The sequence below is a fragment of the Chitinophagales bacterium genome, assembly GCA_016787225.1.
In the GTDB taxonomy this organism is placed as follows: Bacteria; Bacteroidota; Bacteroidia; order Chitinophagales; family JADJOU01; genus CHPMRC01.
In genome coordinates, this window is the sequence record JAEUUY010000029.1 from 74,142 (window position 1) to 97,754 (window position 23,613).

Consider the following 23,613-nt stretch of genomic DNA (forward strand, 5'->3'; position numbering starts at 1 on the left):
GATTGAGTCATTGGTATTTTTCTAATCATTTGTTATAAGTTGCGTCGGTCTTTTAAGGCGAGTGCTAACATATAAAAAAAGGAAACTATTATTGAACATATAAATAATGCTTTGACTATAATCATGCACTAAGTCCTTACTATACTCTACTTTTTCATATTTAATCCCATATAAGATTACCATTCTCTTGGTTAATATATAAAATAACTTTCTTCCCTATAAGTCTCCTGTTAGGGACTCAGAGGAGTACAGCGGATGTAGTGGGTGTGTCCTCTACGAGAGACTCAGCTAGGAGTAAAACTAAATATGATTTATATGTGGTATAACTTGTATAATTTAGATTAAATTTGCTACCATAAAATTAGATGAATCGATGAAATTCCTAGCAGAAATCAAGGTAATGCCGCACAAAGAATTATTGGATCCACAAGGCAAGGCTGTGAATAATGGCCTGCACAAAATGAATCTGAATGCTATACAGAATGTGCGTATCGGTAAAAATATAGAGCTCCATATCGAGGCGGCTTCCAAGGATGATGCCGAAAAGCAGACCAAGGAGGCTTGTGAAAAATTGCTGGTGAATAAAATCATGGAGCAGTACAGCTTTACCCTGTCTCAGCTTGAGTCCTAAGCTCTCTATCATACCCACTCCCATAGGGAATTTGGGAGATATCACCCTCCGCGCCCTGGAAACCCTCCGCAGCGTGGATACGATCCTATGCGAAGACACAAGGCAGAGCAGCAAGCTCCTGCAGCATTATGAGATTTCCAAGACCCTGCAGCCTCTGCACAAGATGAATGAGTATAAAGAGGTGGAGCGTATCGTACAGCAGATACTCGCCGGCAAGCAATATGCCCTTATCTCAGATGCGGGCACGCCCCTGATTTCCGATCCTGGTAATTTATTGATAGCCAAATGCTTGGAGCATGGCATAGCCTTGGATTGTCTGCCCGGCGCTACGGCTTTCGTACCCGCCTTGGTCAATTCGGGAGCGGATTTATCGACTTTTGTCTTTATGGGCTTTCCCCCACACAAAAAAGGGCGTCAGACCTTTATCAAAGCTATTTTGGCCGAGCCTCGTACCGTGGTTATTTATGAATCCCCCTATCGTATTGTCAAGTTTCTACAAGAGTTTCAGGAACTAGGAGGTGGTGAGCGCACGATTTCGATATCGAGAGAACTGAGTAAGAAGTTTGAAGAAACGCTGAGAGGAACAGCCGCAGAACTGCTGGAACATTTTACCAAGAAAGAACCCATTGGTGAGTTTGTGGTAGTAGTGAGGAATGTGTAATTCTTAATTCTAAATTCTTAATTTTTAATTCTTAATTTTTAATATCAAGCGTATAAATCAGAATAATATGATATTTTATCAATAACTTTGAATTTACTGTGACTGCAATTCTTTAACTGTGACTCTTTAACTGCGACTCTTTACTGTGACTCATTTATTTAAAATTAAAAATTCAAAATTAACAAAGTGAAATCACTCTATATCATAACAGGAAGCAGCAGTGGCATAGGATTAGCGCTGTGTAAAAAGCTCATTTCCAATGCCAATAACTGTGTGCTGGGAATAGCTCGAAACAATAGTATAGAAGCCGAGAATTTCATATTTCAGGCCTTGGATTTATCCGATATTAGTGCTGTCAAGTCTACGAAATTCCCTGCCCTAGAGGAAGTTTATGAGTCCGTGCACCTCGTGAATAATGCCGGTATGCTGGGGGAAATCAATACCCTCGATAAGATTAGTCAAGAGGCTTTGGAAGATATCATGGCTGTCAATTATACTGCAGCTATGCTGCTCTGTACCAAATTTATCCAGCAGTACCAGCATCTGCCTAGAAAGAAAACCATTATCAATATATCTAGTGGCGCTGCCACGGGAGCCTATGCCTCCTGGGCCAACTACTGTGCCTCCAAAGCAGCCCTCGAAATGCTTAGCAAATGTATAGTCTTGGAGCAGCAGGAGCAGCCATTTCCTATTCACTGCTATAGTATAGCCCCTGGCGTAGTAGATACGAATATGCAGGTCCATATCCGAAAAACACCCATCGAAAACTTTCCACTTTTACCCAAATTTGAGGAACTCTATCGTGAAAACAAACTCTATAGACCTGACATAGTGGCAGAAAAACTAATAGAGGTTATGGATCATCCAGAGCGATTTGAAGAGAAGGTTTTTAGGATACAAATATAGTATAGCCACCAAAACGTTTAGGTAAGTAAGTTATATTCAGAGAAGTTTCATGACGATAAGAACTATTGATAAAACCTATAAGGGAGAGTACAAAAGTTCTCAGTCAAGATTTTTGAGCTATCTCATGCCAACTAAAACAATATCAGGTTTTAAAGAGCAGTTATTGCAACTAAAGAAAGAGTACCCCAAGGCGAGTCATATCTGCTATGCGTATCGCATAGGGTTTGAAAATGAGGAGATAAGGGCCCATGATGATGGTGAACCTTCGGGCAGTGCAGGTAAGCCTATACTCAATCAGCTCTATTCATCACAGCTACAGAATGTTAGCCTATTCGTGGTGCGCTATTATGGTGGAACGAAATTGGGAATACCTGGGCTTATAGAAGCCTATAAAGAGGCCGCTATTCAGTGCTTGCAGCAAGCCGAAATAATCGAGGATGAAGAGGAATATTTTCTCACGTTACAATTGGAGACTTTCAAATATTACGAAGTGATTAAAGCATTGAAAAACAATAATATAAATATACTAAATTCCGATTTTACTACAGGTAAATATATGGTAAAAATTTCCTTGCCTCGTAGTAAAAAACAATGGTTGGAGATGATATTGAGTTCCTATTCTTGATTTTTGGGAGCTCGAAAATAGTCTTCCCAGAGGTCAGTTTCATTTTCACCGATGTTAATTTCAAAAATCAACTTGGCTGGAGAGGCTTTGACCTGCTCCCATTGACTTGAAAATGAGTTGAGGTCTCTAGATATATAGTATTCTAAATCAAACTGTTTTGCCAAGGATTCAAAATTTTGTTTATGGGGGGTAACGAGTGCATGGGTATGGCCTAGATGCTGGCTTTGGTGAATCTGTTCGAAAATTTTTCCTCCATGATTATTGATTACAATAATTTTGATTCGGTCTATGAAGGACAAAGCAGACAGACTATTAGACTCATAGAGCATGCTGATATCCCCAAGTATACAGTAGAAATCGCCATCTATAGAGACGGATCGATACCCAAGTGCACTTGCCAGAACCCCATCGATACCAGATACCCCTCTATTGGCTAGATGGACTAGTTGGGGTTTGAACTTCCAAGAAGTCCAGTTTCCATAGCGAACTCCAGAAGAATTTCCCCAATAAATAGCAGATTCCCTGTCTATTGTATTGACTATCTTCTCTATAAGCTTAAACTCGGTATAATCCCTATTTTCGACAAAAAGCACATGATGGTCTAGGGCTATTTTTTCAGCCTCCAGCCAGGCGGCTTGAAAAAAGGAAGTATTTTCGAAGTCCAAAATATCATTTAAATGCTTATAATCCAAATGAATAGCTTGATATTTGCTCGTCAGATTGTTCCAATTTCGAGGATACGATGAGAGATCGTAATGTAGTATATTTTGGAAGGACTTTATATAGTTTCTGAACTTTTTGGACAGCATAGTCTCCCCTATAGTTATCAATATATCAGGCTTTTGTATGCCCTTATCTCTAGTGAGTATCGCATCGATTCGGGTGATGCCTTTTGGGTGATACCAACCAGAATGGTGTTCCGAAATGACCACCCAGTTTTTATTTTCTACCCCCAGGTCGAGAAGTTTATTGAGGGTTTCATTTGCACAGCTCGAGGAGAGGTATATCATGACATTTTGTCCTTTAGCAAAATGCATCTTGGAAGCATTTGTTTTTTTCGATTTTAGACCCTCCGCTTTCCATTTAAATTGATAATCTCCTAAAATATTTTCAATCTTGTCCAAAGGTTCTGAAAATGGTAAATTGATGTGCACATTATTTACTTGGCTAGGATTTCCTAAAAAACTATGCAGCACTTGGATTTTCATTTCAAAGGCTTCAAACTCTAGCTTCTCCTCTATTTCTAATTCTAGACCTACAAAATTGGAGAAGATCCCTCTTTGCAGCATAGTTTGATTTTCTCCCTTATTTATAAAACTCGCGGGTCTATCTGCCGTAATAGCTATCAAAGGTAGTCTTTGGTAGTATGCTTCTACCATGGCTGGTGCTAAATTTACGGCCGCCGATCCAGAGGTCGTGATAACGAGGGCTGGTTTTCGCAGTGCTTTTACGATACCTAGTGCGAAAAAACCCGCTATTCGCTCATCGATAATACTGTAAACCTTAAAATGAGGGTCATTCGAAAAATTGACGATGAGAGGCAAGTTTCTGCTCCCAGGACAAAGGACGATATGCTCAATACCTGCCTGTTTGCAATAGGATTTTATAAAAAGAGCTGATTTTTTATTGGAAACTAACACCTATATAATTCAGTAAAAGCACAAAGTTATCATCTATCGATTAAATCTTTGGCTAAGGATTTAAACACTCAGCTATGAAATGTATACTAAAGTGATATACTAAATAGCCTAATGCAGTATTTGCAATATTTTAGCGTAGATGTCTTCTACGTTAATACTATCGATGGCTCGCTCATAATCTTGGGGGATATTTTGGCCAAAGACAGAAACGGGAAGCTGAGGATAGATTCTTTCATCAGGAAAAAGAGAATTTGTAAGTGGCTGAGAATAGGTCCCAAAGCCTAGCTTGGGGTGAGTAGTCCCCCAAATGGTAAGAACAGGGATTCCATAATTCGCAGCCAGATGTCCATTGCCGCTATCCATAGAAACCATAAGGTCGAGACTGGATATCAGTTTGAGCTCTTCAGTCAAGTTCATGGTATCAATGTTTATCTTCACATTAGGACTACTTGCTGCTAGATCCTTAGCTATATTTGCTTCCCGGTCTCCCTTGCCGAAAATCGTAATTTCAAAATCGAGATGATTGGCTAATTTTTCAATAACTAGCTTCGTATTGATAAAGGAATATTCCTTACTCGCATGTTTGGCAAATGGAGAAATTCCGATTCTTTTTTTATGGTCTTTTATCTCTGTTTTATTTAAAAAAATTGATTGGAGTTCGAAGGGAAAACCTGCATTTTGGAATACATCGACATAGCGCTGAAAGGTGGTTTTTAGCACCTTGGATTTATCCCCATTCATAGCGATAAGTGCTTTTTTTTCTGCTCTTCCTTTGTCTATAATCGATACTTTACTACCAAATAGTCGACAAAAATTGCGTAAAACCTTAGTTCGAAGGACATCGTGAAGGTCTAGCAAGAATTTAGGTTTTGAAAAGGATAGTTGTATAGCAAAATGAATTAATTTTCCCAAACTCAACTTTGATTGGCCGCTATCTATAGCATGAATACTGACAAAATAGAGGTCGGCAAAGATAGGGGCAAATCGCTCTCGTGTGATAAGGCGAATTTTGAGATCTGGATATGCCTGGTGAAAAGAAAGAAAAACAGGAACGAGCATGGCGACATCTCCTAATGAAGACAATCTGATGACGACGATTTCCTTCATAATTTAGAGGCTCTAAGAATAGGATTGAGGTCGCTATCATTATACATTTTGACCTGACGATAAACCTTGAATTGTGTTCTACCCTGCTCTATCTCTTCTAATAAAACAGAAATGGCTTGTATGAGATCTAGTTTTTGAGTTTGAAGAAGCTCTAGTTTTTGCTGATAAGCATGAAACTGCTCTGTAGTCAAATCAGTTCGCTCTACCTCCAGCTGCATATGATATATCTTCAATGCAAGAATAGATAATCGATCGATAGCCCAGGCAGGACTCTCTGTATTCAATCTGGCCTGGTCTAAAACCTGAACATCTTTATATATATTTAGGAAATAATCATCGAGGCGTTCGACAAGATTGGTTCTTGTCTGATTGAGTTCATCTATTTTATTTTTAAAAAAGCGCACCTTCTCTGCTTCTATAGCTGGGTTTCTCACCTCATCTTCACAATGCCACTGGACAGTATCTATCCAGCATTTAAAATACAGAAGGTGTTCTATACTTGAATCTTGAAAAGGATTAGGACAAGGCGTATCTAGTTTATCTTTTATATGATAATCTGCAATGGCTTTTTGAAAAATTTCGAATATGTGAATCAAATTCATGCTGCAAAGATATAGAGTTTCTTTTGAGATAATCTTTAATAGAAGTTATTGTAAATAAATAATATTATGTTAATAATAAGCGAGCAATTTATATAAATGTTTATTAAAATAGAATTAAGTATTAAATTTGTATTTCACCAAAAAAATAATAAATATGAATTATGCAATCTTATTCGGCGCTGCCCTCGTTCCACTCATAGTAGGTTCTATTTGGTACAATCCTAAAGTATTCGGGAATGCTTGGATGCAAGCAAATGGGTTTACCGAAGAATCTATTCAAAACAATCCAAGGCCCATGTGGCAAGTATTTTTATTTACCTATATTTTTTCCTTACTAGCTACAGGAATTTATTGGCAACTATGTGTACATCAAATGGGTGCATTGGGTATGATAGGTGGTCCAGATCAAATTTCAAATGCCCTACCAAGTTATCAAGCCTTTATGAATGACTATGGTACAGCATTTAGAAGCTTCGGACATGGAGCGTTGCATGGCGGCATGGCAGCATTTATTATGGGTTTATTTATGGTTGGCGTTGGAGCAATGTTTGAAATGCGCAGTTGGAAGTATATCTTTATTCATGTAGGCTACCTAACCGTTTGTGGTGTTCTGATGGGTGGCTTGATTTGTCAGTTTATATAAATTGAAATCAATTGTTAAAAAATAGATGCTGAGTTTCCTAGGAGACTCAGTTTTTTTTATTTTTTACAGTGAAATTAATAATCTTGAAGCGAAGTTATCCCCAAAATTGCCCGTGTTATATGCACCGAAGCGATAATAAAAACCTAAACCTATTGGTAGCTTACCTATAATATTATTCCATTCAAGACCTGTTTCCTGGTATAGTTTATTCGGAGCTAATAGGCTTATGGAATGATCTCCTGGCATAGAGAGCTCCCCAATTAGGGCTTTATATATAAGTGAGAAATTTAGACTTCGACTAGAATTAATCATCAACTTGGGCAGATTATGCTTAATAAACAAGCTGACACTGCGGTCGGAATAGAAGGTAGCAGGCTCCATAGTTTCAAAATAGCGATACGAACCCAAATCAAAAGTCGAAGCAAGATTTGTATTGCGAGCTGCACTCCCTCTACCTTCAAAAAGGGATATAATAGGACTATTTCCTTGAATATAGTTGAGATGTCCCAATATGTTGGTCTTACCTAAAGGTGAATGGATAGCGGTTATACCTTCTAGTTGAAAGACATGATATGGTTCTATCAAAGACTGAATGGGTTGGCGATAAGTATAATCCATTGTAAGTTGTGTCGGCTTCTCCTCGGTTTTAAATTTACCTTCCGGTGTGACAATAAATTTCGTTTTCGGATAGTATTTTAATGCTAATCTGGTATTGATAAAGTTGGTACTAGGCATATTCACTCCCTGAAAGGCATAAGGAAACAGAACCGACACATTTTCGTATTGTACGGAAACTCTTTGCTCTAGATACTTATGTAAATCGGATTGATAGGTTATTTTGGCATTGTGCGATTGATAAAAATTTTCAAAGAACCATAAGTTCATATGATAATCTGCATAATCCAGCTTAGTCCCAAGACTCTGAAAATCCCTGCCGGCAGCAAACACATCGTTTTCATAGATGAGAGAAAATTTTGACTGATTTTGATAATTGAGTAGGTAATGGCTACCTATTCGATATTTGAATCGCTGATCTCCGAAGCCATAACCCAGTCTGGTACTAAAGGATAGCCGAGGGTGAAAACTATGATTGGTCTCCTCTGCTATGTTTAGACGAAGACCTTCATATCTATTATATCGTACGATATCTAGCACATCCAGATTGAATTTTCCTAGTTTGAGGTCGCCATTTCTCAATGCTAAGAGCAATCGTAACTTTCCTTCGAGATTGTTTTTCCTGACAATAGTATCCAAAGCGATAAAAGTATTTTTCTCTCTAGCATCTAGACTATCGCCACCTCTTAGTTGGACCAACATTTCTGACGATTTTTTATCATTTAGACTGGGAGATATCTCCACATCATAGCCTTTGAAATCAGCCTTGGTAAATGATTTTGGAACCTCCAACTGCTGAACAGTCAGCTTGTATATCAAATTAGTGCTGAAATTATCTACCTGAATCATTGAATTGGTCGTATTGACGAACATATCTTTCGAAAAGATTTTGCCTTCAACCATTTGATTATTTAGTTCAAAAAAACCTTGTTTGGTAGTGCCTTTATAGGCCATGCACCCATAGGTTTCGGCATCAATTCTTACATAGCCATGTCTGCTCCTTTTGTTTCTGGTGCGCCGGTATGGATAGAAAGCCACTTGATAAGTCTTTCTTCCATCGATAAGCATGCTATCTTCCAGTCTGAAATAATAGTCTTTATAAGCATCTGTGCGAAACATTCTGGGAAGAAAGTTGACCTCATCCAGTGATATAGCCAATAACTCATAGATAGGCATTTTGAAACCGCTCATATTGGAGTTTAGCAAGATTTTTTTTGTCCCGTAGTTTTTATCATGCTTGAAAACAGTGATGCGTTCCCAAACGAACAATTTGTTTTGCTTCATATAATCCGAAGCTTCTTTTAATTCCAACGTATCCCCTTTCTCAGATTTTGACTTCGCCGTATCTTCTTTAGCATCGGCTATAAACTTGCTATAAGTATAAAATTGGTAAGATGGTAGTCTATCGGGATGGTTTTCTTTTGCTTTATCTATCATGTTTCGTATCAAACTATTGGCAAACTCGTCGACCCATGGTTTTACAACTACTTCCCTTAATTTATTATCTTTCTTGTATAGGTAAACAATTTGATTGGTGCCTCCCAGCACTACTTCGGTGGAGTCATAACCCATGGCATAAACGAGTACAACTCTATATTCCAAATCGATTAAAACCTTGCCTTCTGTATTGGATTTGGCTATCGGTTTTTTCTTATGTGCAATAGTAGCAGCTATGATGGATTGTTTAGTATCGAAATCCTTTATATGCAATTCTACTTTTTGGGCATAGTTCAAAATGGGGAGCAGCGCTACTAATAAAAGTAAAAATCGCATAAGAGGAGTTAGATTTGAAAGTTCAAAACTTAAAAATAGTACTTAATTGATAAAATAAATTGGAAATAGTAGCGAGTGGGGGACTTGAACCCCCGACCTCCGGGTTATGAATCCGACGCTCTAACCAGCTGAGCTAACTCGCCTTTTATTTTTTAAGTGTTTTTTCACTCTTTTTTTTTCACTCTATTTTTTCTCACTCGAACCACCGTCCGCCTCTGGCGGATATGAATCCGACGCTCTAACCAGCTGAGCTAACTCGCCATTTATTTTTTAAGTGTTTTTTCACTCTATTTTTTTTCACTCGAACCACCGTCAGCCTATGGCGGATATGAATCCGACGCTCTAATCAGCTGAGCTAACTCGCCAAAAGGAGTGCAAAACTAAGATTTTTTTATAATTTGGAAGATATTTTTTCCAATAAAAATAAGAAGGGAAAACAATGGTTTTCTCAGTTTCATCAATTACCATTTAATTTGACTATGCTATTTAAATCCAGTATATGGTCAAGTCGCAATAGGCTCTCATTCTCTTTGATATCATTAGATGTAAGGAATCGAGTTTGAAGAATAATGGTAGTTGTCTTATCTTTTAATGCCTCTTTAACTTTCTGACAAAGTAGCATTTCTTTTGGGAATACTAATTTTAAAGGATTAGATTTAGACCAAACGAGATCTTCTTTAAAGGTTGAATCTGGACTGTGAACCCATACTTTTCTAGCATATGAGTCATTAAGCAACAAATCTTCTTGTTTCGAAAGCTTCATTTCTTCGCGCACTTCTTTTCCATCAATAGTTCGTGAAGCGACTAACACACTTCGAATTTCCAGATTTCTAAATCCCAAATTTTTAATAATTCCCTGAATATTTAGAGTCAATGTACTATCTTTATTGATAACTGGATAAGATGTGACTTCAGTGACTTCAATTTTCCGTACATTTTTCACTATTGGGATATTCAATCCCGTTGTATCTATTAGTTTAACATAATAAGCTGTCGCAAAACCAGTGACAAGTTCAAAATATTTGCTAAGCTCAGAAAAAGATATGGTGCCAATGCCGCCATTACCCCATCCTTTGCCCCAGCTATTTCTGATGTAAAACAACGATTTTTCCTCATTATACCCGCAAATTATGGCGAAGTGTAAATCCGTTCTATCGTAAAAGGCATCTAATTTTTTCTTATTTTTACTCGCCAATTTAAACTCGTCTATATACGTTGAGGTTAATTCTAGCTTGGCTGAATCATATTTTGCATAATAGCCAGATAAGGGAAATGAAAAGATAAATGGGTAATTATGGTCAAGTAATTTTTTAACTTTCGCAATATTTGTAGGATGTTGCACTCTAATTGATAAATTAGGCATTAAGAGTCTTGTCTGAACTTCAATAGATGGTCCTTTGTGAGAATAACATACTGTAGGAGAAGAGCTATCCCCAATATTATATTTATCACATGGATAGCCTTTTCTAAAATAACTGGGCTGATAAGGCCAATCTTGCTCAAGTAAAACGCCAACATCCTTTACTTTTTCAAGACATTCGTGTAAATCAGTACACTCTGTTTTTTTATCAGAATATCTTAAACTCAAATAATTCAGGTACTGTTCGGATAAATTGAGTTCTATTCAATATTTCTTCTTAATAGCATACTCTACCAATCCAATTGTGGCAAAAGAAGCACATGTTGCACGGTCACCCTGATTTTTCACTTCAGTCATTTCGTGACCCCAGTTAACAATTTTAGGTAAATCCTTTTTCTGTTGACTATACGAAGCAAGATTAAAACTTAAAATAATAAGGTAACTAAGGTGAAATCTAATAGACATAATTTGCATAAGTTTAATAAATTTTATAAACAAAATGTAATAATAGGATATTATTTGTAATTCCTAACTAAAAACGGCTACCCGATTGGATAGCCGTCTAAATAGCAAATCAATAATTTTTTTCTACTCCTTTACCACCTTCAGTGAAGTTTCCTTGCCATTAATAGAGATATTGAGAATATAGATACCGGAGGTCAAGCCTTCGAGGTTGATTTCTTCTTTTACCTGACCTGTCTTTTTATTCAAGTCTTTTTGTTGAATCAATCTTCCTTGAATATTGAATAAGGTGTACGATAGTGAACTAGCTTTATCTAAGTTAACTTCAAAGGTAGCGGTATTTTGCGTTGGATTTGGATAAATGGAAACATTCAATCCATTGACCTGCGTTTGGACTCCGCTACTTGACTTCAATACAATAGTATTCACCGTTGTATTCGTGATAATAGGTTCATTGAAGTCGAAATAAATCTCAGCGGTGTTCTTTAATTTCGTACCTAGCGGAAGATTGTCTTTTAACTTGATAGAATAGGATACATAGCCTTGACTTGCCTCATAATCAGTTCCACTATCAGGGAGCATGATATTCGGGAATTCAAAATAAATCTTACCATTATCATCAAAATAATGATTCATTTTATGAGAGAAATCATTTATCTGCAAGGAAGCTTTTTCAAAATTATCATCAATTTTATCTTCGATTCTCACGTTGTGAGCTGGAGCTGTTCCTGTATTTTGGAAGCGTATCAAATAATCTAAGGACTTCACACTCGGTGCCATATCGCCAGCTGGTGAAGCGGCCTTATCATTCGGGTCATAACTTCCAACACAAGTATCGTTGAAAGTAGCAGAATTATTAGTTTGGTCACAATCTCCTCCTGCTGGCTCGATCCATACACTATCTACCACAGTTGTACCTAGTGGAAGTGAAGTAGGAGTTTGGAAATTGACATATTTAGTGCCATTAGAATACGGCGCCAATGTGCCTAGATTCCATGTGACGACATTACCACTCACAGTATAAGTAGGAGTCGTAGTGCTCAATACTGTCAAAGAGGATAAAAATCTATATTTCAAGACCACACCTGTAATCGGTACAGCACCTCTATTGGCATAGCGAACAGCTTTTTTAGATATAAAGCCTGGTGTAATGGTAGCTATGCGGAAAATACCTGTGGCTAAATCTGGACAAAGACTCGTCGTATCATAGAAATTATTATTACAATAGGTAGCGCCACCTGTAGTAGCTGCTACCGTAATTGGTGCATTCGAAGCAGGGCATAATTGATTGACTGGTGGATTTCTGAAGGTTAAGACCTGCGATATCTGATAAGTGCCTTTTGGTAAATAAATTTGATAATAACCAGCAGCATTGGTATAAGCATAGGTCACTGGAGTCGTATTAAACTTCAAAGTAATTTGATTCAAAGGATGATCGAAGGTATCAAATGCACAATTTTTATTGATATCTCGATATACATAGCCACAAATCTTTACATAGCTCGTATCATTCGGACAAGGTCCAAATGTCCACTGCTTCACACCTGCTCTAGAAGCAAAACATGAATTCTTATAAGTAACCGTATCACAGCCGCAGACAGGCAAAATAAACTGTGAGCAAGGTTGTGAGACATTATTGACGTATCCACTATCTTTACAAGGATTTGCAGTCGTTATTTGTACAATTCTTACGAAGGAATCTTTGCAAGTAACCCCATTGATTGTTCTTGTAATATACATAACCGTTCTATACAATCCTGGTAATGGATAGTAATAGTTAGGGCTTGCCTGGCTAGACGTATCGCCATTACCAAATTTGTATAGATATTTCGTATTGGAATCGACACATTGTGACAAGTTTGTGAAATGAGCTAAATTGGCCGTTCTGGTAAAGCTATTATAAGCCTTGAAGCAACCACAAACACTTGTATTGACAAAGAAGGTCTTCGAAACAGTTTTCGTACAACTCAATCCTGTTGTCACATCAAAGGCCACTATCGTCATAGTCACGGTATAAGTGCCATTGGTGGTAAAGGTATGCGTAGGATTAGCTGTTGTATAGGTGGTATTTGAATTATGAATGACGTAGCTGATGCCTACTAAGGTAAACCCTGTCATGTTTGTCGTATTGGTAAAGGTATAGACTCCACCTGTGCTAGTCCAAGCAAAATTTGGCTCTAATCTATTGCATGGACTTGCATTCGTAATAGTTTCCGTTTTACAAATCGAATCCATACAATACATATTATTTGTGTTCATCCACTTCTTGACATAAAGGCAAACGGTCTTAGAACCATTGGTAGCGAAAGTCTTTAAAGGATTTTTCTGTGTAGAAGTTGTGCCATCTCCAAATACCCAATAATAGGTATACATATTGCCAGTATCAGGTTTGGTAGAATCTGTAAACTGGACTTGACCGTTTGCGAGTTTTGTCCACTTGAAATTAGCAGTAATATTGCATGGTAATGGCGTAACGGCAATAACCGCTTTATCAGCACTATCGCAGCAGATAATATTATTCATACTATCTCTTAGACAAAATTTAACTTTGACGACATAAGTACCATTATTTGGATAAGTATACGTCGGTTTGGCTTGAGAACTCGAAGCTCCATTGCCAAACTTCCAATCAAATGTAGCATTGGCACCATTCGGAACTCCTGTGCTAAAATTGAAGGTTTTACCAGATGAAGAAAAGTTAATAAAGCGATAAGATAAACAAGGATTACTCGAGTTACCTACTGTAAAGAAGCATGTTGATTTACAACCTTGAGCATCTGTAACAGTCACAGAGTAAACTCCAGTTGTGGTAGCTTTGATACGCTCTTTCGTAGAGCCGGTATTCCATAGATAGGTTCTAGGTGCAGTGCCACCTGTTACGTTGACTTGCAAGCTATCTGTAGTTCCTACCTTAGTTATATTACAATACATATTACTTGTACAATTCATAATGCTATCTTTCATAGCACTATCACAGCATATCGTAGTTGTACCACTATCAATACATACTTTCAGCTTTGCCCATGCAGGGAAAGAGGTAAAAGTAGTGGATGGATTGCGCTGTGTGCTCGTCTGACCATTGCTAAAAGTCCAGTTATACCGAACCGTATATGGAGCTGGAACAGTAGCAGGACCTGATGGAGAGAAAAACCAAGACGTACCTGAAGTGGTCATATTAATTTTGGTAAACTCGGAGCATTTAGGAGCTCCCCCTCCCATTTTCAAGCAGGTATTAGGGGAATAGACCTCGCAGCCATTTGTAAATGTTACTAATAACTTGTAACAACCTGTATCATTCGGTGTTATAGAATTTAGAATTAAATTAGCAGTAGTTCTGCCAATTATCGGAGAACCGTTTTTAAACCACTGAAAACTAGCGGCTGTTCCAGGGGTATATGAGCCAGTCATAGTAAGTGCTTGTCCTACAGAAACATTAACATTCCCGCCTGGGTTTACGGAAACAGTATTATTTTTACAGTCCACAATTTCTACTTTGTAGTCTTCCGTTTCACCTTCATATAGGTTAGAGTCGCATGGCTGTAAAAGTGAAAGTGAGGTAACATTTCTATATACTAACCTCATACGAGTCATACCAGTTGTACTACTTGTAGGCACATTGATTGCTTTATATTTTACACTGTCGATACTGTAAGAAGAATCAATTATGTATTTTTCATTTGCATCCGTAAAATCCCCATCGTTGTTCCAGTCAAAATAGGCTACTCGGATACCTCCTGACAATTTATTTGTACAATTTGCTGTAGAACTTATAGTTAAGTTATGTATATTGCCTTTTCTTAACTTTGGAATAGTCAGTGACGTAGACGTAAAATCACAATACGACCCTAATACACTACCTGCACCCGCTGTAATAGTCATATTAGATACCAAGGAATTACAAGGTGTACTACTCAGCAATGACCCAGTAGAAGAATATATGGCAACAAAGGTAATTTCGTGGTTGGAATTGTGAATAGCTTTGCTTGCACAATATTGAGCGCTAGACTGCAACCATGCTACAAAACTAAGGAGGGCGATAAGTATAACTCTTTTCATAACGAAATTATTTAAATTTATGCAAATATACTAGGTATTGCAATAAATGACCTAAAAGAAATTTTTGAATTTGTTAGATTTACAAATAAAATAAACTCTGTACTTAATATAGTTCATAATCAATAACATAAATTGAAATTATGAATCTGGACGAGGTATAAGAAATTCGGCTATATTTGTACTATGAGTATAGCATTTCATAAACCGAGTATTGAAGAAGTGAAGGCACTGATTCAAAAGGAAATTAAAGATATTCCGCTTGAAAACCTACACGTAAAGCTAAGTGAACAGCACCAACTTGCTCCTATTTACCTGAATGATAACAGAACTTTAAAAATTCCATATTTGTTAGATTATAGGGTTGTATTTCAACTGTTTTCTCTAAGTCACTCAGAAGCAGAATCAAAAAATCAAAACCTGCTGCAAGCCTTGAATAATGGACAAAATGGTCTGATTTTAGATTTTCAAAATCAAAAATGGTCGCTAGAAGACATTGAGAATTTATTTGTTAACATTCGCTTGGACTATGTGCATTCGGAGTTCTTAAATCTAGAAGCAGATACTGAGAAGCATTTAGAAACCTATATACAAAATTATCCGCATACTTTAGATTGGTCGCATGTCGCCTTTTCAAAGGAAGTATATTGCATAGCGGATGAATCCTTCTTTCACAATGCTGCAAATTTTATCAAATCATTTAAAGGAGATAAAGGTTTTATTCATATCGAACTATCGGGGGATTATTTTAGAGACATAGCCAAACTTAGAGCATTCAAGACCATGCTCTATCATTATCGCAAACTGGAAGGACTTTCCACTCATTTCTTAGTAATAGGTGAAACAAATCTGAATAATAAGGCGCTGGAAAATCAAGAAAACAATTTGCTGAAATTGACCACAGAGGCTATGGCAGGCATGATAGGAGGTAGCGAAGGAATTTGGATACGCCCTCATGATAACCAAACTGATTCAGAATTCAGCACGCGAATAGCACGCAACATTTTTCATCTAATGCAAGAAGAAGCCTATATGCACTTGGTCGATGACGTGAGCAGTGGTAGCTATTTTATTGAAGAATATTCAGAAATGGTAGCTAGGGAGATTTATGCAGTTTTAAATTCTTAATTTTTAATATTGAAAAACCAAGATGGGAAATAAAGCGCTAGAGGTAAAAGGTGTTTCTAAGAAATATAAAGACAGTTTTGCTGTTAACGACCTTAGTTTCGATATAGAGCGAGGAAGGATTTTTGGATTATTAGGACCAAATGGTGCTGGTAAAACTACTTTATTACGTATGATTACCGGAATTTCTGTACCTGATAGTGGAGAAATTTATGTCCAAGGTCAAAAAACGGACTTGGTTTCCAATGCAAAGTTTATAGGCTATATGCCTGAGGAACGTGGGCTTTATAAGAAAATGCGTGCAGAAGAACAGGCGATATATCTCGCTCAACTCAAAGGTTTATCGAAAACAGAAGCTCGAGAGAAAGTGAATTACTGGTTTGACAAACTAGATATGACTAGCTGGAAAAATAAGACCGTAGAAGAAGTGAGCAAAGGCATGGGACAAAAACTACAATTTGTCTGCACCGTGATCCATCAGCCTTCACTCATTATTCTCGACGAGCCGTTCTCTGGTCTAGATCCATTGAATGCAGATATCATTAAAAATGAAATCTATGAACTAGCTCATCAAGGGGCTACTATTATTTTTAGCACGCATAGAATGGAGCAGGTGGAAGAAATTTGCCAGCAAATCGTCTTGATGAACAAAGGCAAATTACTTCTAAACAATAGTGTTCAAAATGCTAAAAAACTATTTCAGAAAGGAGAATATATCCTGACTGGAGAGGGTTTATCTGGTATGGAACTTAGTACTGACAATTATACTGCTACCTGCATCAACGAAAACGAATACAAACTAGAACTAAAACCAGACAAGCGCATACAAGATATTTTCCCTTATCTCCAGCAAGAAAACATGTCTATTCATAAGTTAGAATTGGCAAGTCCTTCCCTGCATGAGATATTTATAGAATTGGTTAAAGGAGACAAATAAAAATTAAGGTTTGCCACAAAGACACAAAGACAACAAGTAAAATTAAGAACAAATCTAATCTATGCAACTTAGCGCCTTTGTGGCTAAAATAAAAAACAAATGAAAAAAATCTTCCTAATAGCTATTCGCGACTTTTTGGTTCGCATACGAAATAAGACCTTTCTTATCTCTACACTTCTATTGCCCATAGGTATTATCTTATTTTATGGAGCTATTTTCTTATTTAGTTCTACCGATACCGATACCCACCGCATAGGGGTCATAGATACCCAAAAGACCATTTTTCCGCTTCTGAAAAATGAAGATAATTTTGAATTCCGTTCTCTGGATAAACTCATTAATGCCGATGAGAAACTAGAGGACAAAGATAAATTGGATGCCATACTTGTAGTTCCTGACAATACGGATAGTTTATTGCTAGGTAAGTTTGAAGTTATGACCTATACCAAAGTAGGCTTACTGACTAAAAACAAACTAGAATCCATTTTGCAAAATATCATTGAGACCAAGCGATTTGAAGGCAAATCGATTGATATGAAAACGATAGAAGAGGTGAAGAAAGAAATTCAACCGGTGTATAAATCGGTGACGGGTGGCGAGGAAAATGAAGTCAAGGAAGGTATAGCTTATGGTTTAAGTTTCGGTCTGGGTATAATGATGTACGTTATACTCACTATCTATGGGGCTCAGGTCATGCGTGGAGTTATGGAAGAAAAAACGAATCGCATAGTAGAAATCATTATCAGTAGCGTGAAACCCTTTGAATTACTTTTGGGTAAAATACTTGGTATAGCTATGGTTAGTTTTTTACAACTCACTGTTTGGGGGATTTTTATGCTAATCATCAACTTGGTTATGGGTATAGTATTAGGTGTCAAGCAGCTACAAACTATGCCAGAAGGACTTCCTAGCGGCATGTCAGCAGCTACAATCTCACAAAATCCGGAATTGATTTCGGCATTTCAAAATATTCAATCTATAGATTTCCTTCCTATATTTTTGATCTTCTTGTTTTATTTCATTTTTGGTTTTCTGCTCTACGCTTCTATGTTTGCTGCGGTAGGAGCTTCCGTAGGTGATGATCCACAGGATGTGCAGTCCCTCATGATGCCTATCATGATGCCAATATTTTTATCATTTATATTTCTCAGCAAATCTATTAATAATCCTAACTGCACAGAAGCCGTGGCAGCTAGCATGGTGCCCTTCACTGCACCCGTAGTTATGATAAGCAGGGTGGTATTCGGCATACCCGATGGCGTGCCACATTGGCAGCTTTTGCTCTCTATGGCTATCATGGTTTTAACAACTATTTTCTTCATATTTTTAGCTTCAAGAATCTACAAAACAGGTATTTTGCTTTATGGTAAAAAAGTGGGTTGGAAAGAAATGTTGAAGTGGATATTTGTGAAGTAAGTTCATATCATTAATTTTTCTCAAACATTTAAACTAAGTATAAAATAGTATGTACACTCGTCGTCGATACGGATTTTGGATGACCTTCAATTGGAGTAAAACTCCATTTATTGTAGGTTTTATTTATGCTCTGATTCTTACAATATTTTTTGAAATTAGTTATCATAGATTAAATTTTGATTTTTCAATAGATTGGCAGCCTGTCAGTGTGATAGGGATAGCAGTAGCCTTTTATCTTGGTTTTAAGAACAATGCGAGCTATGATAGAACCTGGGAAGCTCGTAAAATATGGGGCGGAATAGTGAATAGCTCCAGAAGTTTCGGTGCAGCAGTATGTAGTTTTATTCATGGTAAGGATCAAGAAAATATTCGAAAAGAACTTATCTATCGCCATATCGCATGGCTTACAGCACTTCGTTATCAGCTAAGACTGGAGCGAGAATGGGAACATACGGAGTATCGTATCAATGGCAAATATATTCCTAATATAGGTGAACAGTATTACGAGAATCTGGAAAATGAGGTCAAAGCGTTTATTAGTCACGATGAGTATGAACTTTATGAAGGCAAGGCCAATATGGCGACACAGATACTTCTCAAACAATCTACGAGACTTCAAGAGCTAAAAAATCAAGACTATTTTGAGGATTTCAGACACATGGAATTTCATAAACTGGTCTCTGAATTTTATAATGGACAAGGAGCGAATGAGCGTATAAAAAACTTCCCTTTCCCTCGCCAATATTCCTCAGTAGCTTTTTGGATGACTATCATTTTCTCTATACTCACTCCTTTTGGTTTGCTTAATATTTTTCATGCTCTAGAAAGTCACACCGTTTGGCTTACCGTTCCATTTACCGCTTTAATTGTATGGATATTTTTCCTTATGGAAATGATTGGTGATTTCTCGGAGAATCCTTTTGAAGGAACCTATAACGATGTGCCTATTACTTCTATCTCTAGAAATATTGAAATTGACCTTAGAGAAATGTTAGGAGAAAAGGATATCCCTAAACCTTTGAGTTCAGAAAATGGGTTTTTGATGTAAAATAATAACCTTATTAAACAGTAACTGTATTATAAAATACTTGTTCTTTCTTTCATATTGACAGCAACCATGGAGTTTACTATAAACTTTGTCATCCGCTGTCTCTAGTTCAGTATCATAACCAGCAGTGGCAATTTTCTTTTGAATAATAGGTAAGTCAATTACTTTGCTATAAAATACTACCGTTATCATTTTTGTTTCTATATTCCACTTAGCACTATTAATCTGAAATTCCGCATTAGAAAATGCAGAATCGATTAAGAATTTGTATTTCAATATTTTTCAATCCCGTACGCACGGGATTGAAACAAATTCTAAATCGTCCCGAAGGTTCTTCGGGACAACTAAATCATATAGTTCGCCACGCAGTGGCTTCTAATGATTAATTTGGGTTAATACCCTTGATTTTAAAGACTTTTCTATCGTCTTCTTACACATTCCACAATTACCCCAAGCCTTAAAAGTTGCAGTTTGCATTACACGATTTTGTGCATTGACTTTTAGGATGGCAAATATTGTTAAGAACAGTATTAAAGCTATTAGTAATTTTGATTTGTTCATTATTTAGAGTTTATAAAATAAAGATAAGAAACTTTCCCTAGAAAATATAAGTGCAAATAAATGATGTATTATTACTCTTTTTATCAAAAATCAGGCTTCTCTAATTGGGATCAACCATCATTTGTTTATTGCATTGAAATATCTGGAAAATATACCGAAGAAAGATAATTGGTGCTATCTTTGCCATATTTTATGAATAACAAAAACAGACCGAATATTATATTGAAAGTTTTAAACAACACCTTGTAACCTTTTTCTATTTTATTTACTAATACGTAAACCATTTTATGCTCTCTAGATTATTGCCACTTATTTCTATATTATGTATTTCAATAACAGTCAAAGCTCAGTTTCAGATCCAAGGCAAGATAATTAGTGATAAAGGCAGCCCCCTATCCAATGTTACTATCGCTCTTTTGAGAGCCTCCGATTCTCAGCTGGTCAAGACGGATTTATCTAATGACAAAGGTGCTTATCTTTTTCCTGCTATCGAAAAGGGCGAATATTTTATCCAAATTTCTAAGTTAGGATATGATCGTAAACGAATAGAAAAATTTATCTTAGATAAAAACACTACACTCAACCTGACTCTTCAAGAATCTGCTAAAAAACTAAAAGAAGTAAGTGTAGTTGCTACCAAGCCCCTTCTTGAACAACGAGCTGATAAGCTCATAGTCAATGTAGCGAATAGCCCCATAGCGGCAGGAGGAACAGCTCAAGAGATTTTGAAAAAGGTGCCTGGGGTCATTGTAGTTCAGGATAAGGTAACGCTCGCTGGTAGCGGCGATGTACAAATATGGATCGATGGCAAGCCTTCGGTCTATCAAGATATTAATGCTGTGCTGCGCAATATGCCTGGAGACCAAATAGAAAAAATAGAACTCATCAGACAACCCGGAGCGAAATACGATGCAGCAGGTGGACCTATTATCAATATTGTATTGAAGAAAAATGCTCGACTGGGTCTCAATGGTACGGCACAGCTTTCACTCATGGGATTTCAGGTTAATCACGCAGATGTCAATCAAGGTATCAAAGAGTACGGTAGAGCCAATCCTTCCCTATCCTTGAATTATCGCAGCGGTTCGTGGAATTTATTTGGTGGTGCTTCTTATTCTCGTGGAAGTGGATTTCAAGCCATTCAAATTGCAAGATTTATTGAGAATACTACTTTTCGTTCGCCTAGTTTAATAGAATCAAATAATGAGGCTCTTAATTTGCGAATAGGAGCGGACTATTTCCTCAATAAGAAAACGACTCTTGGAGTGCTTTTCAAAGGATTTAAAACCAATAACCAACGTTTTAATAACAACCTGACCAATGTATTTGATGCGCCTAGTCAAGCAATGACCAACTCATTTTTCACCAACACAAATTCCAATTCAGATAATCAAAATCTGTCAGCAAATTTCAATTTAAAACATTTGTTCGATACTACGAAAGATCACAGCTTGAACTTCGATTTTGACTATGCTCGCTACGAACTCACTATGCGTGATGACATAGAAATATTTCAAAACAATGCACCTCTTGTTAAGTCAAACTCTACACAACAAATCAATCAGCCAGTGCAGCTTGTTGTAGCTAAATTAGACTACACCTTGCCTCTGGACTCTACTATGCGATTGGAAATGGGAGCTAAAACGAGCTTTGCTCAAATCGATAATGACTTGCGATTTTATCGCGGTTCGACCCTATCTGCTAATGAATCCAATCAATTTCTCTATAAAGAAAACATTAGCGCTGCTTATACCAATTTTCATAAGTCATGGAAAAAACTTGAATTCAATGTAGGTTTGAGAACAGAAAATACGATCGCTACAGGCACTACTGGGACAGCGGAACTCTTAAATCGAAATTATCTACAATGGTTTCCCAATGCTAGTTTACTCTATAAACTAAATAAACAAATGGGCGTACAACTAGCCTATACTAAGCGAGTCAACCGTCCAAGCTTTAATCAGCAAAATCCGTTTCGTCGATTTATTGACTCATTAACTTATCAGAGCGGTAATCCTAATCTATTCCCCGAAGTAGCTCATAATGGTCAATTAGCAATAGTATATGAAGGGCAACCCTTTATCAGTGTGGAATATAATGTTACGGACGATGTCATTATCGACAACGCTCCCAAATTAGAAGGTAATACGACCTTTACTACTGCGGATAATCTCGCAAAAAAATACAATTGGACTTTGCAAGCCAATTTCCCAATAAAATTCGGAAAAATTATAGACGGCTATGGCGGAAATCAACTCATTTACAACCACTACAAAGCACAATACCTTGGTAGCACTTATGATGCTTCTAGATGGCACTGGTTGGCTTATGTAGGAATTACTGCGAAACTACCTAAAGACTATGCTTTAGAATTTAATGGTTTTTATATTACAAAATTTCTCGAAGAATTTATTACTATCAATGCTATGAGTGGCTTCGATCTTGCAGTATCAAAAACCTTTTGGGAAAAGCGTGGACGACTGACTCTGAATTTTAGCGATATTTTCTATGGACAAAAAGTCAATGGTCTTATCGAATTCAATAATATTCGAGCAGAATTTATACAACGAGAATTTTCACAAAACCTTCGATTGACCTTTAGCTATAATTTTGGCAATAATAAACTCCTCAAGCAGCGCAATAGAAAAACGGGGGCGGAAGATGAAAACTCGAGAGTGAAGACAGAGAAGTAATTCTGTTTTAAGCCTATAGCCCCATCTTTTTAAGAAATTCGTCTTTCTTTCTGCGACTAATCTCTACAATTGATCCGTCAATAAGTTCTACAGCGCCACCATCTTGCTTGAGATATTTAATAATACACTTCGTATTAACTATATGTGATTGATGTATTCTGCAGAAAATCGCATAAGGTTCAAGCATAATTTCTACATCACCCAATGTTTTGGAAATCATAATCCTCTGATGATTTTTAGTGTAGATCATAGTGTAGTTATTATCGCTTTCACATCGAATGATATCTTCGATATCTAAGAAAGTAATACCCTCTGCAGTGGGAATATAGATTTTATTATGTGCCGCAGAATGTCTACTTTTAGATTGAAAAACTTGTTGTTTTCGTTCCATCTTATTTTTTACTTTTTCTATAGACTTGTGAAGTTTATTAATATCTACTGGCTTAAGCAAATAGTCCAGAGCATTATGTTCAATCGCTTGTATAGCATATTGATTATAGGCTGTGGTAAAAATTATATGCGATTTGAGATTTCCATTCAACCTATCGAGTAGATCAAATCCGTTCATTTTAGGCATTTCAATATCAAGGAATATGATATCTGGAGAGTGTTCTTGTAAATAGTCTAAGGCATCTTTAGCCGTATGACAAACCTTAATAACATCTACAGAGTTTTCAAACTCTTCAATTGACAGCTTCAATGCGTTGGCGCTGTTTTTTTCATCATCTATAATAATGGCAGTTAATCTATTCATC

19 protein-coding genes and 1 tRNA gene are annotated in these 23,613 nt (G+C 36.9%); 10 read left to right on the plus strand and 10 right to left on the minus strand.

The window, feature by feature from the left end:
* The first annotated feature begins 373 nt into the window (after nucleotides 1–373).
* The 4 genes from purS to JNL75_11255 all read left to right on the plus strand — a co-directional run bounded on the left by purS (nucleotide 374) and on the right by JNL75_11255 (nucleotide 2,823).
* Nucleotides 374–631 carry a phosphoribosylformylglycinamidine synthase subunit PurS gene (gene purS, locus JNL75_11240; GenBank protein ID MBL7790393.1) on the plus strand — a complete coding sequence of 86 codons (258 nt, stop codon included), beginning with the start codon at nucleotides 374–376 and terminating at the stop codon, nucleotides 629–631.
* A complete protein-coding gene (rsmI, locus tag JNL75_11245; GenBank protein MBL7790394.1) occupies nucleotides 621–1,292 on the plus strand; it encodes a 16S rRNA (cytidine(1402)-2'-O)-methyltransferase in 672 nt (223 codons plus the stop codon). Before purS ends, rsmI begins: the two co-directional genes overlap by 11 nt.
* Before the next feature lie 186 nt (nucleotides 1,293–1,478).
* The gene (locus tag JNL75_11250) at nucleotides 1,479–2,198 is read left to right on the plus strand and encodes an SDR family NAD(P)-dependent oxidoreductase (GenBank protein MBL7790395.1); all 720 of its coding nucleotides are present in this window, start codon (nucleotides 1,479–1,481) and stop codon (nucleotides 2,196–2,198) included.
* 49 nt (nucleotides 2,199–2,247) lie between these two features.
* Nucleotides 2,248–2,823 (plus strand): YigZ family protein, encoded by a 576-nt coding sequence (locus JNL75_11255; protein ID MBL7790396.1) that lies wholly within the window; start codon nucleotides 2,248–2,250, stop codon nucleotides 2,821–2,823.
* Here JNL75_11255 and menD read toward each other — a convergent pair.
* From menD to JNL75_11270, 3 genes are all read right to left on the minus strand, one after another.
* The gene (gene menD, locus JNL75_11260; GenBank protein MBL7790397.1) at nucleotides 2,814–4,463 is read right to left on the minus strand and encodes a 2-succinyl-5-enolpyruvyl-6-hydroxy-3-cyclohexene-1-carboxylic-acid synthase; all 1,650 of its coding nucleotides are present in this window, start codon (nucleotides 4,461–4,463) and stop codon (nucleotides 2,814–2,816) included. The genes JNL75_11255 and menD overlap by 10 nt on opposite strands.
* Before the next feature lie 108 nt (nucleotides 4,464–4,571).
* Nucleotides 4,572–5,570 carry a glycosyltransferase family 9 protein gene (locus JNL75_11265; protein ID MBL7790398.1) on the minus strand — a complete coding sequence of 333 codons (999 nt, stop codon included), beginning with the start codon at nucleotides 5,568–5,570 and terminating at the stop codon, nucleotides 4,572–4,574.
* Nucleotides 5,567–6,172 (minus strand): DUF4254 domain-containing protein, encoded by a 606-nt coding sequence (locus JNL75_11270; protein MBL7790399.1) that lies wholly within the window; start codon nucleotides 6,170–6,172, stop codon nucleotides 5,567–5,569. Before JNL75_11270 ends, JNL75_11265 begins: the two co-directional genes overlap by 4 nt.
* A 154-nt stretch (nucleotides 6,173–6,326) precedes the next feature.
* On the opposite strand from JNL75_11270, the gene JNL75_11275 reads away from it, so the two are divergent.
* Complete coding sequence (locus tag JNL75_11275; GenBank protein ID MBL7790400.1) at nucleotides 6,327–6,815, plus strand: DUF1761 domain-containing protein; 489 nt, start codon at nucleotides 6,327–6,329, stop codon at nucleotides 6,813–6,815.
* 63 nt (nucleotides 6,816–6,878) lie between these two features.
* Here the strand turns inward: JNL75_11275 and JNL75_11280 are convergent, their stop codons facing one another.
* The 5 genes from JNL75_11280 to JNL75_11300 form a co-directional block, all read right to left on the minus strand.
* Complete coding sequence (locus JNL75_11280; GenBank protein MBL7790401.1) at nucleotides 6,879–9,203, minus strand: hypothetical protein; 2,325 nt, start codon at nucleotides 9,201–9,203, stop codon at nucleotides 6,879–6,881.
* A 69-nt stretch (nucleotides 9,204–9,272) separates the two neighbouring features.
* Nucleotides 9,273–9,346 (minus strand) — tRNA-Met (locus tag JNL75_11285).
* 314 nt (nucleotides 9,347–9,660) lie between these two features.
* A complete protein-coding gene (locus tag JNL75_11290) occupies nucleotides 9,661–10,791 on the minus strand; it encodes a hypothetical protein (protein MBL7790402.1) in 1,131 nt (376 codons plus the stop codon).
* A 36-nt stretch (nucleotides 10,792–10,827) separates the two neighbouring features.
* Nucleotides 10,828–11,028 (minus strand): hypothetical protein, encoded by a 201-nt coding sequence (locus JNL75_11295; GenBank protein MBL7790403.1) that lies wholly within the window; start codon nucleotides 11,026–11,028, stop codon nucleotides 10,828–10,830.
* 123 nt (nucleotides 11,029–11,151) lie between these two features.
* The gene (locus JNL75_11300) at nucleotides 11,152–15,081 is read right to left on the minus strand and encodes a PKD domain-containing protein (protein ID MBL7790404.1); all 3,930 of its coding nucleotides are present in this window, start codon (nucleotides 15,079–15,081) and stop codon (nucleotides 11,152–11,154) included.
* 183 nt (nucleotides 15,082–15,264) lie between these two features.
* Between JNL75_11300 and JNL75_11305 the strand changes: the two genes are divergently transcribed.
* The 4 genes from JNL75_11305 (at nucleotide 15,265) to JNL75_11320 (ending at nucleotide 19,604) form a co-directional block, all read left to right on the plus strand.
* The gene (locus tag JNL75_11305) at nucleotides 15,265–16,206 is read left to right on the plus strand and encodes a hypothetical protein (GenBank protein ID MBL7790405.1); all 942 of its coding nucleotides are present in this window, start codon (nucleotides 15,265–15,267) and stop codon (nucleotides 16,204–16,206) included.
* A gap of 22 nt (nucleotides 16,207–16,228) precedes the next feature.
* Entirely contained in the window at nucleotides 16,229–17,140 is a 912-nt protein-coding gene (locus JNL75_11310) for an ATP-binding cassette domain-containing protein (GenBank protein MBL7790406.1), read from the plus strand.
* Between the two features lie 99 nt (nucleotides 17,141–17,239).
* Nucleotides 17,240–18,556, plus strand: a complete 1,317-nt coding sequence (locus tag JNL75_11315) for an ABC transporter permease (protein MBL7790407.1) — start codon at nucleotides 17,240–17,242, stop codon at nucleotides 18,554–18,556.
* Nucleotides 18,557–18,605: 49 nt separating this feature from the next.
* On the plus strand, nucleotides 18,606–19,604 hold the full coding sequence (locus JNL75_11320) for a hypothetical protein (GenBank protein ID MBL7790408.1): 999 nt from the start codon (nucleotides 18,606–18,608) through the stop codon (nucleotides 19,602–19,604).
* Here the strand turns inward: JNL75_11320 and JNL75_11325 are convergent.
* On the minus strand, nucleotides 19,581–19,880 hold the full coding sequence (locus tag JNL75_11325) for a hypothetical protein (protein MBL7790409.1): 300 nt from the start codon (nucleotides 19,878–19,880) through the stop codon (nucleotides 19,581–19,583). The genes JNL75_11320 and JNL75_11325 overlap by 24 nt on opposite strands.
* Nucleotides 19,881–20,452: 572 nt before the next feature.
* On the opposite strand from JNL75_11325, the gene JNL75_11330 reads away from it, so the two are divergent.
* Entirely contained in the window at nucleotides 20,453–22,858 is a 2,406-nt protein-coding gene (locus JNL75_11330) for a TonB-dependent receptor (protein ID MBL7790410.1), read from the plus strand.
* A 13-nt stretch (nucleotides 22,859–22,871) separates the two neighbouring features.
* On the opposite strand, the gene JNL75_11335 is transcribed toward JNL75_11330, so the two are convergent.
* The gene (locus tag JNL75_11335; protein MBL7790411.1) at nucleotides 22,872–23,612 is read right to left on the minus strand and encodes a response regulator transcription factor; all 741 of its coding nucleotides are present in this window, start codon (nucleotides 23,610–23,612) and stop codon (nucleotides 22,872–22,874) included.
* Nucleotide 23,613: the final 1 nt, after the last annotated feature.

Coding starts and splice junctions, on each gene's coding strand:
- purS (MBL7790393.1), top strand. CDS start 374: ATGAAATTCCTAGCAGAAATCAAGGTAATGCCGCACAAAGAATTATTG.
- JNL75_11255 (MBL7790396.1), top strand. CDS start 2,248: ATGACGATAAGAACTATTGATAAAACCTATAAGGGAGAGTACAAAAGT.
- JNL75_11265 (MBL7790398.1), bottom strand. CDS start 5,570: ATGAAGGAAATCGTCGTCATCAGATTGTCTTCATTAGGAGATGTCGCC.
- JNL75_11270 (MBL7790399.1), bottom strand. CDS start 6,172: ATGAATTTGATTCACATATTCGAAATTTTTCAAAAAGCCATTGCAGAT.
- JNL75_11275 (MBL7790400.1), top strand. CDS start 6,327: ATGAATTATGCAATCTTATTCGGCGCTGCCCTCGTTCCACTCATAGTA.
- JNL75_11280 (MBL7790401.1), bottom strand. CDS start 9,203: ATGCGATTTTTACTTTTATTAGTAGCGCTGCTCCCCATTTTGAACTAT.
- JNL75_11295 (MBL7790403.1), bottom strand. CDS start 11,028: ATGTCTATTAGATTTCACCTTAGTTACCTTATTATTTTAAGTTTTAAT.
- JNL75_11300 (MBL7790404.1), bottom strand. CDS start 15,081: ATGAAAAGAGTTATACTTATCGCCCTCCTTAGTTTTGTAGCATGGTTG.
- JNL75_11305 (MBL7790405.1), top strand. CDS start 15,265: ATGAGTATAGCATTTCATAAACCGAGTATTGAAGAAGTGAAGGCACTG.
- JNL75_11310 (MBL7790406.1), top strand. CDS start 16,229: ATGGGAAATAAAGCGCTAGAGGTAAAAGGTGTTTCTAAGAAATATAAA.
- JNL75_11315 (MBL7790407.1), top strand. CDS start 17,240: ATGAAAAAAATCTTCCTAATAGCTATTCGCGACTTTTTGGTTCGCATA.
- JNL75_11320 (MBL7790408.1), top strand. CDS start 18,606: ATGTACACTCGTCGTCGATACGGATTTTGGATGACCTTCAATTGGAGT.
- JNL75_11330 (MBL7790410.1), top strand. CDS start 20,453: ATGCTCTCTAGATTATTGCCACTTATTTCTATATTATGTATTTCAATA.
- JNL75_11335 (MBL7790411.1), bottom strand. CDS start 23,612: ATGAATAGATTAACTGCCATTATTATAGATGATGAAAAAAACAGCGCC.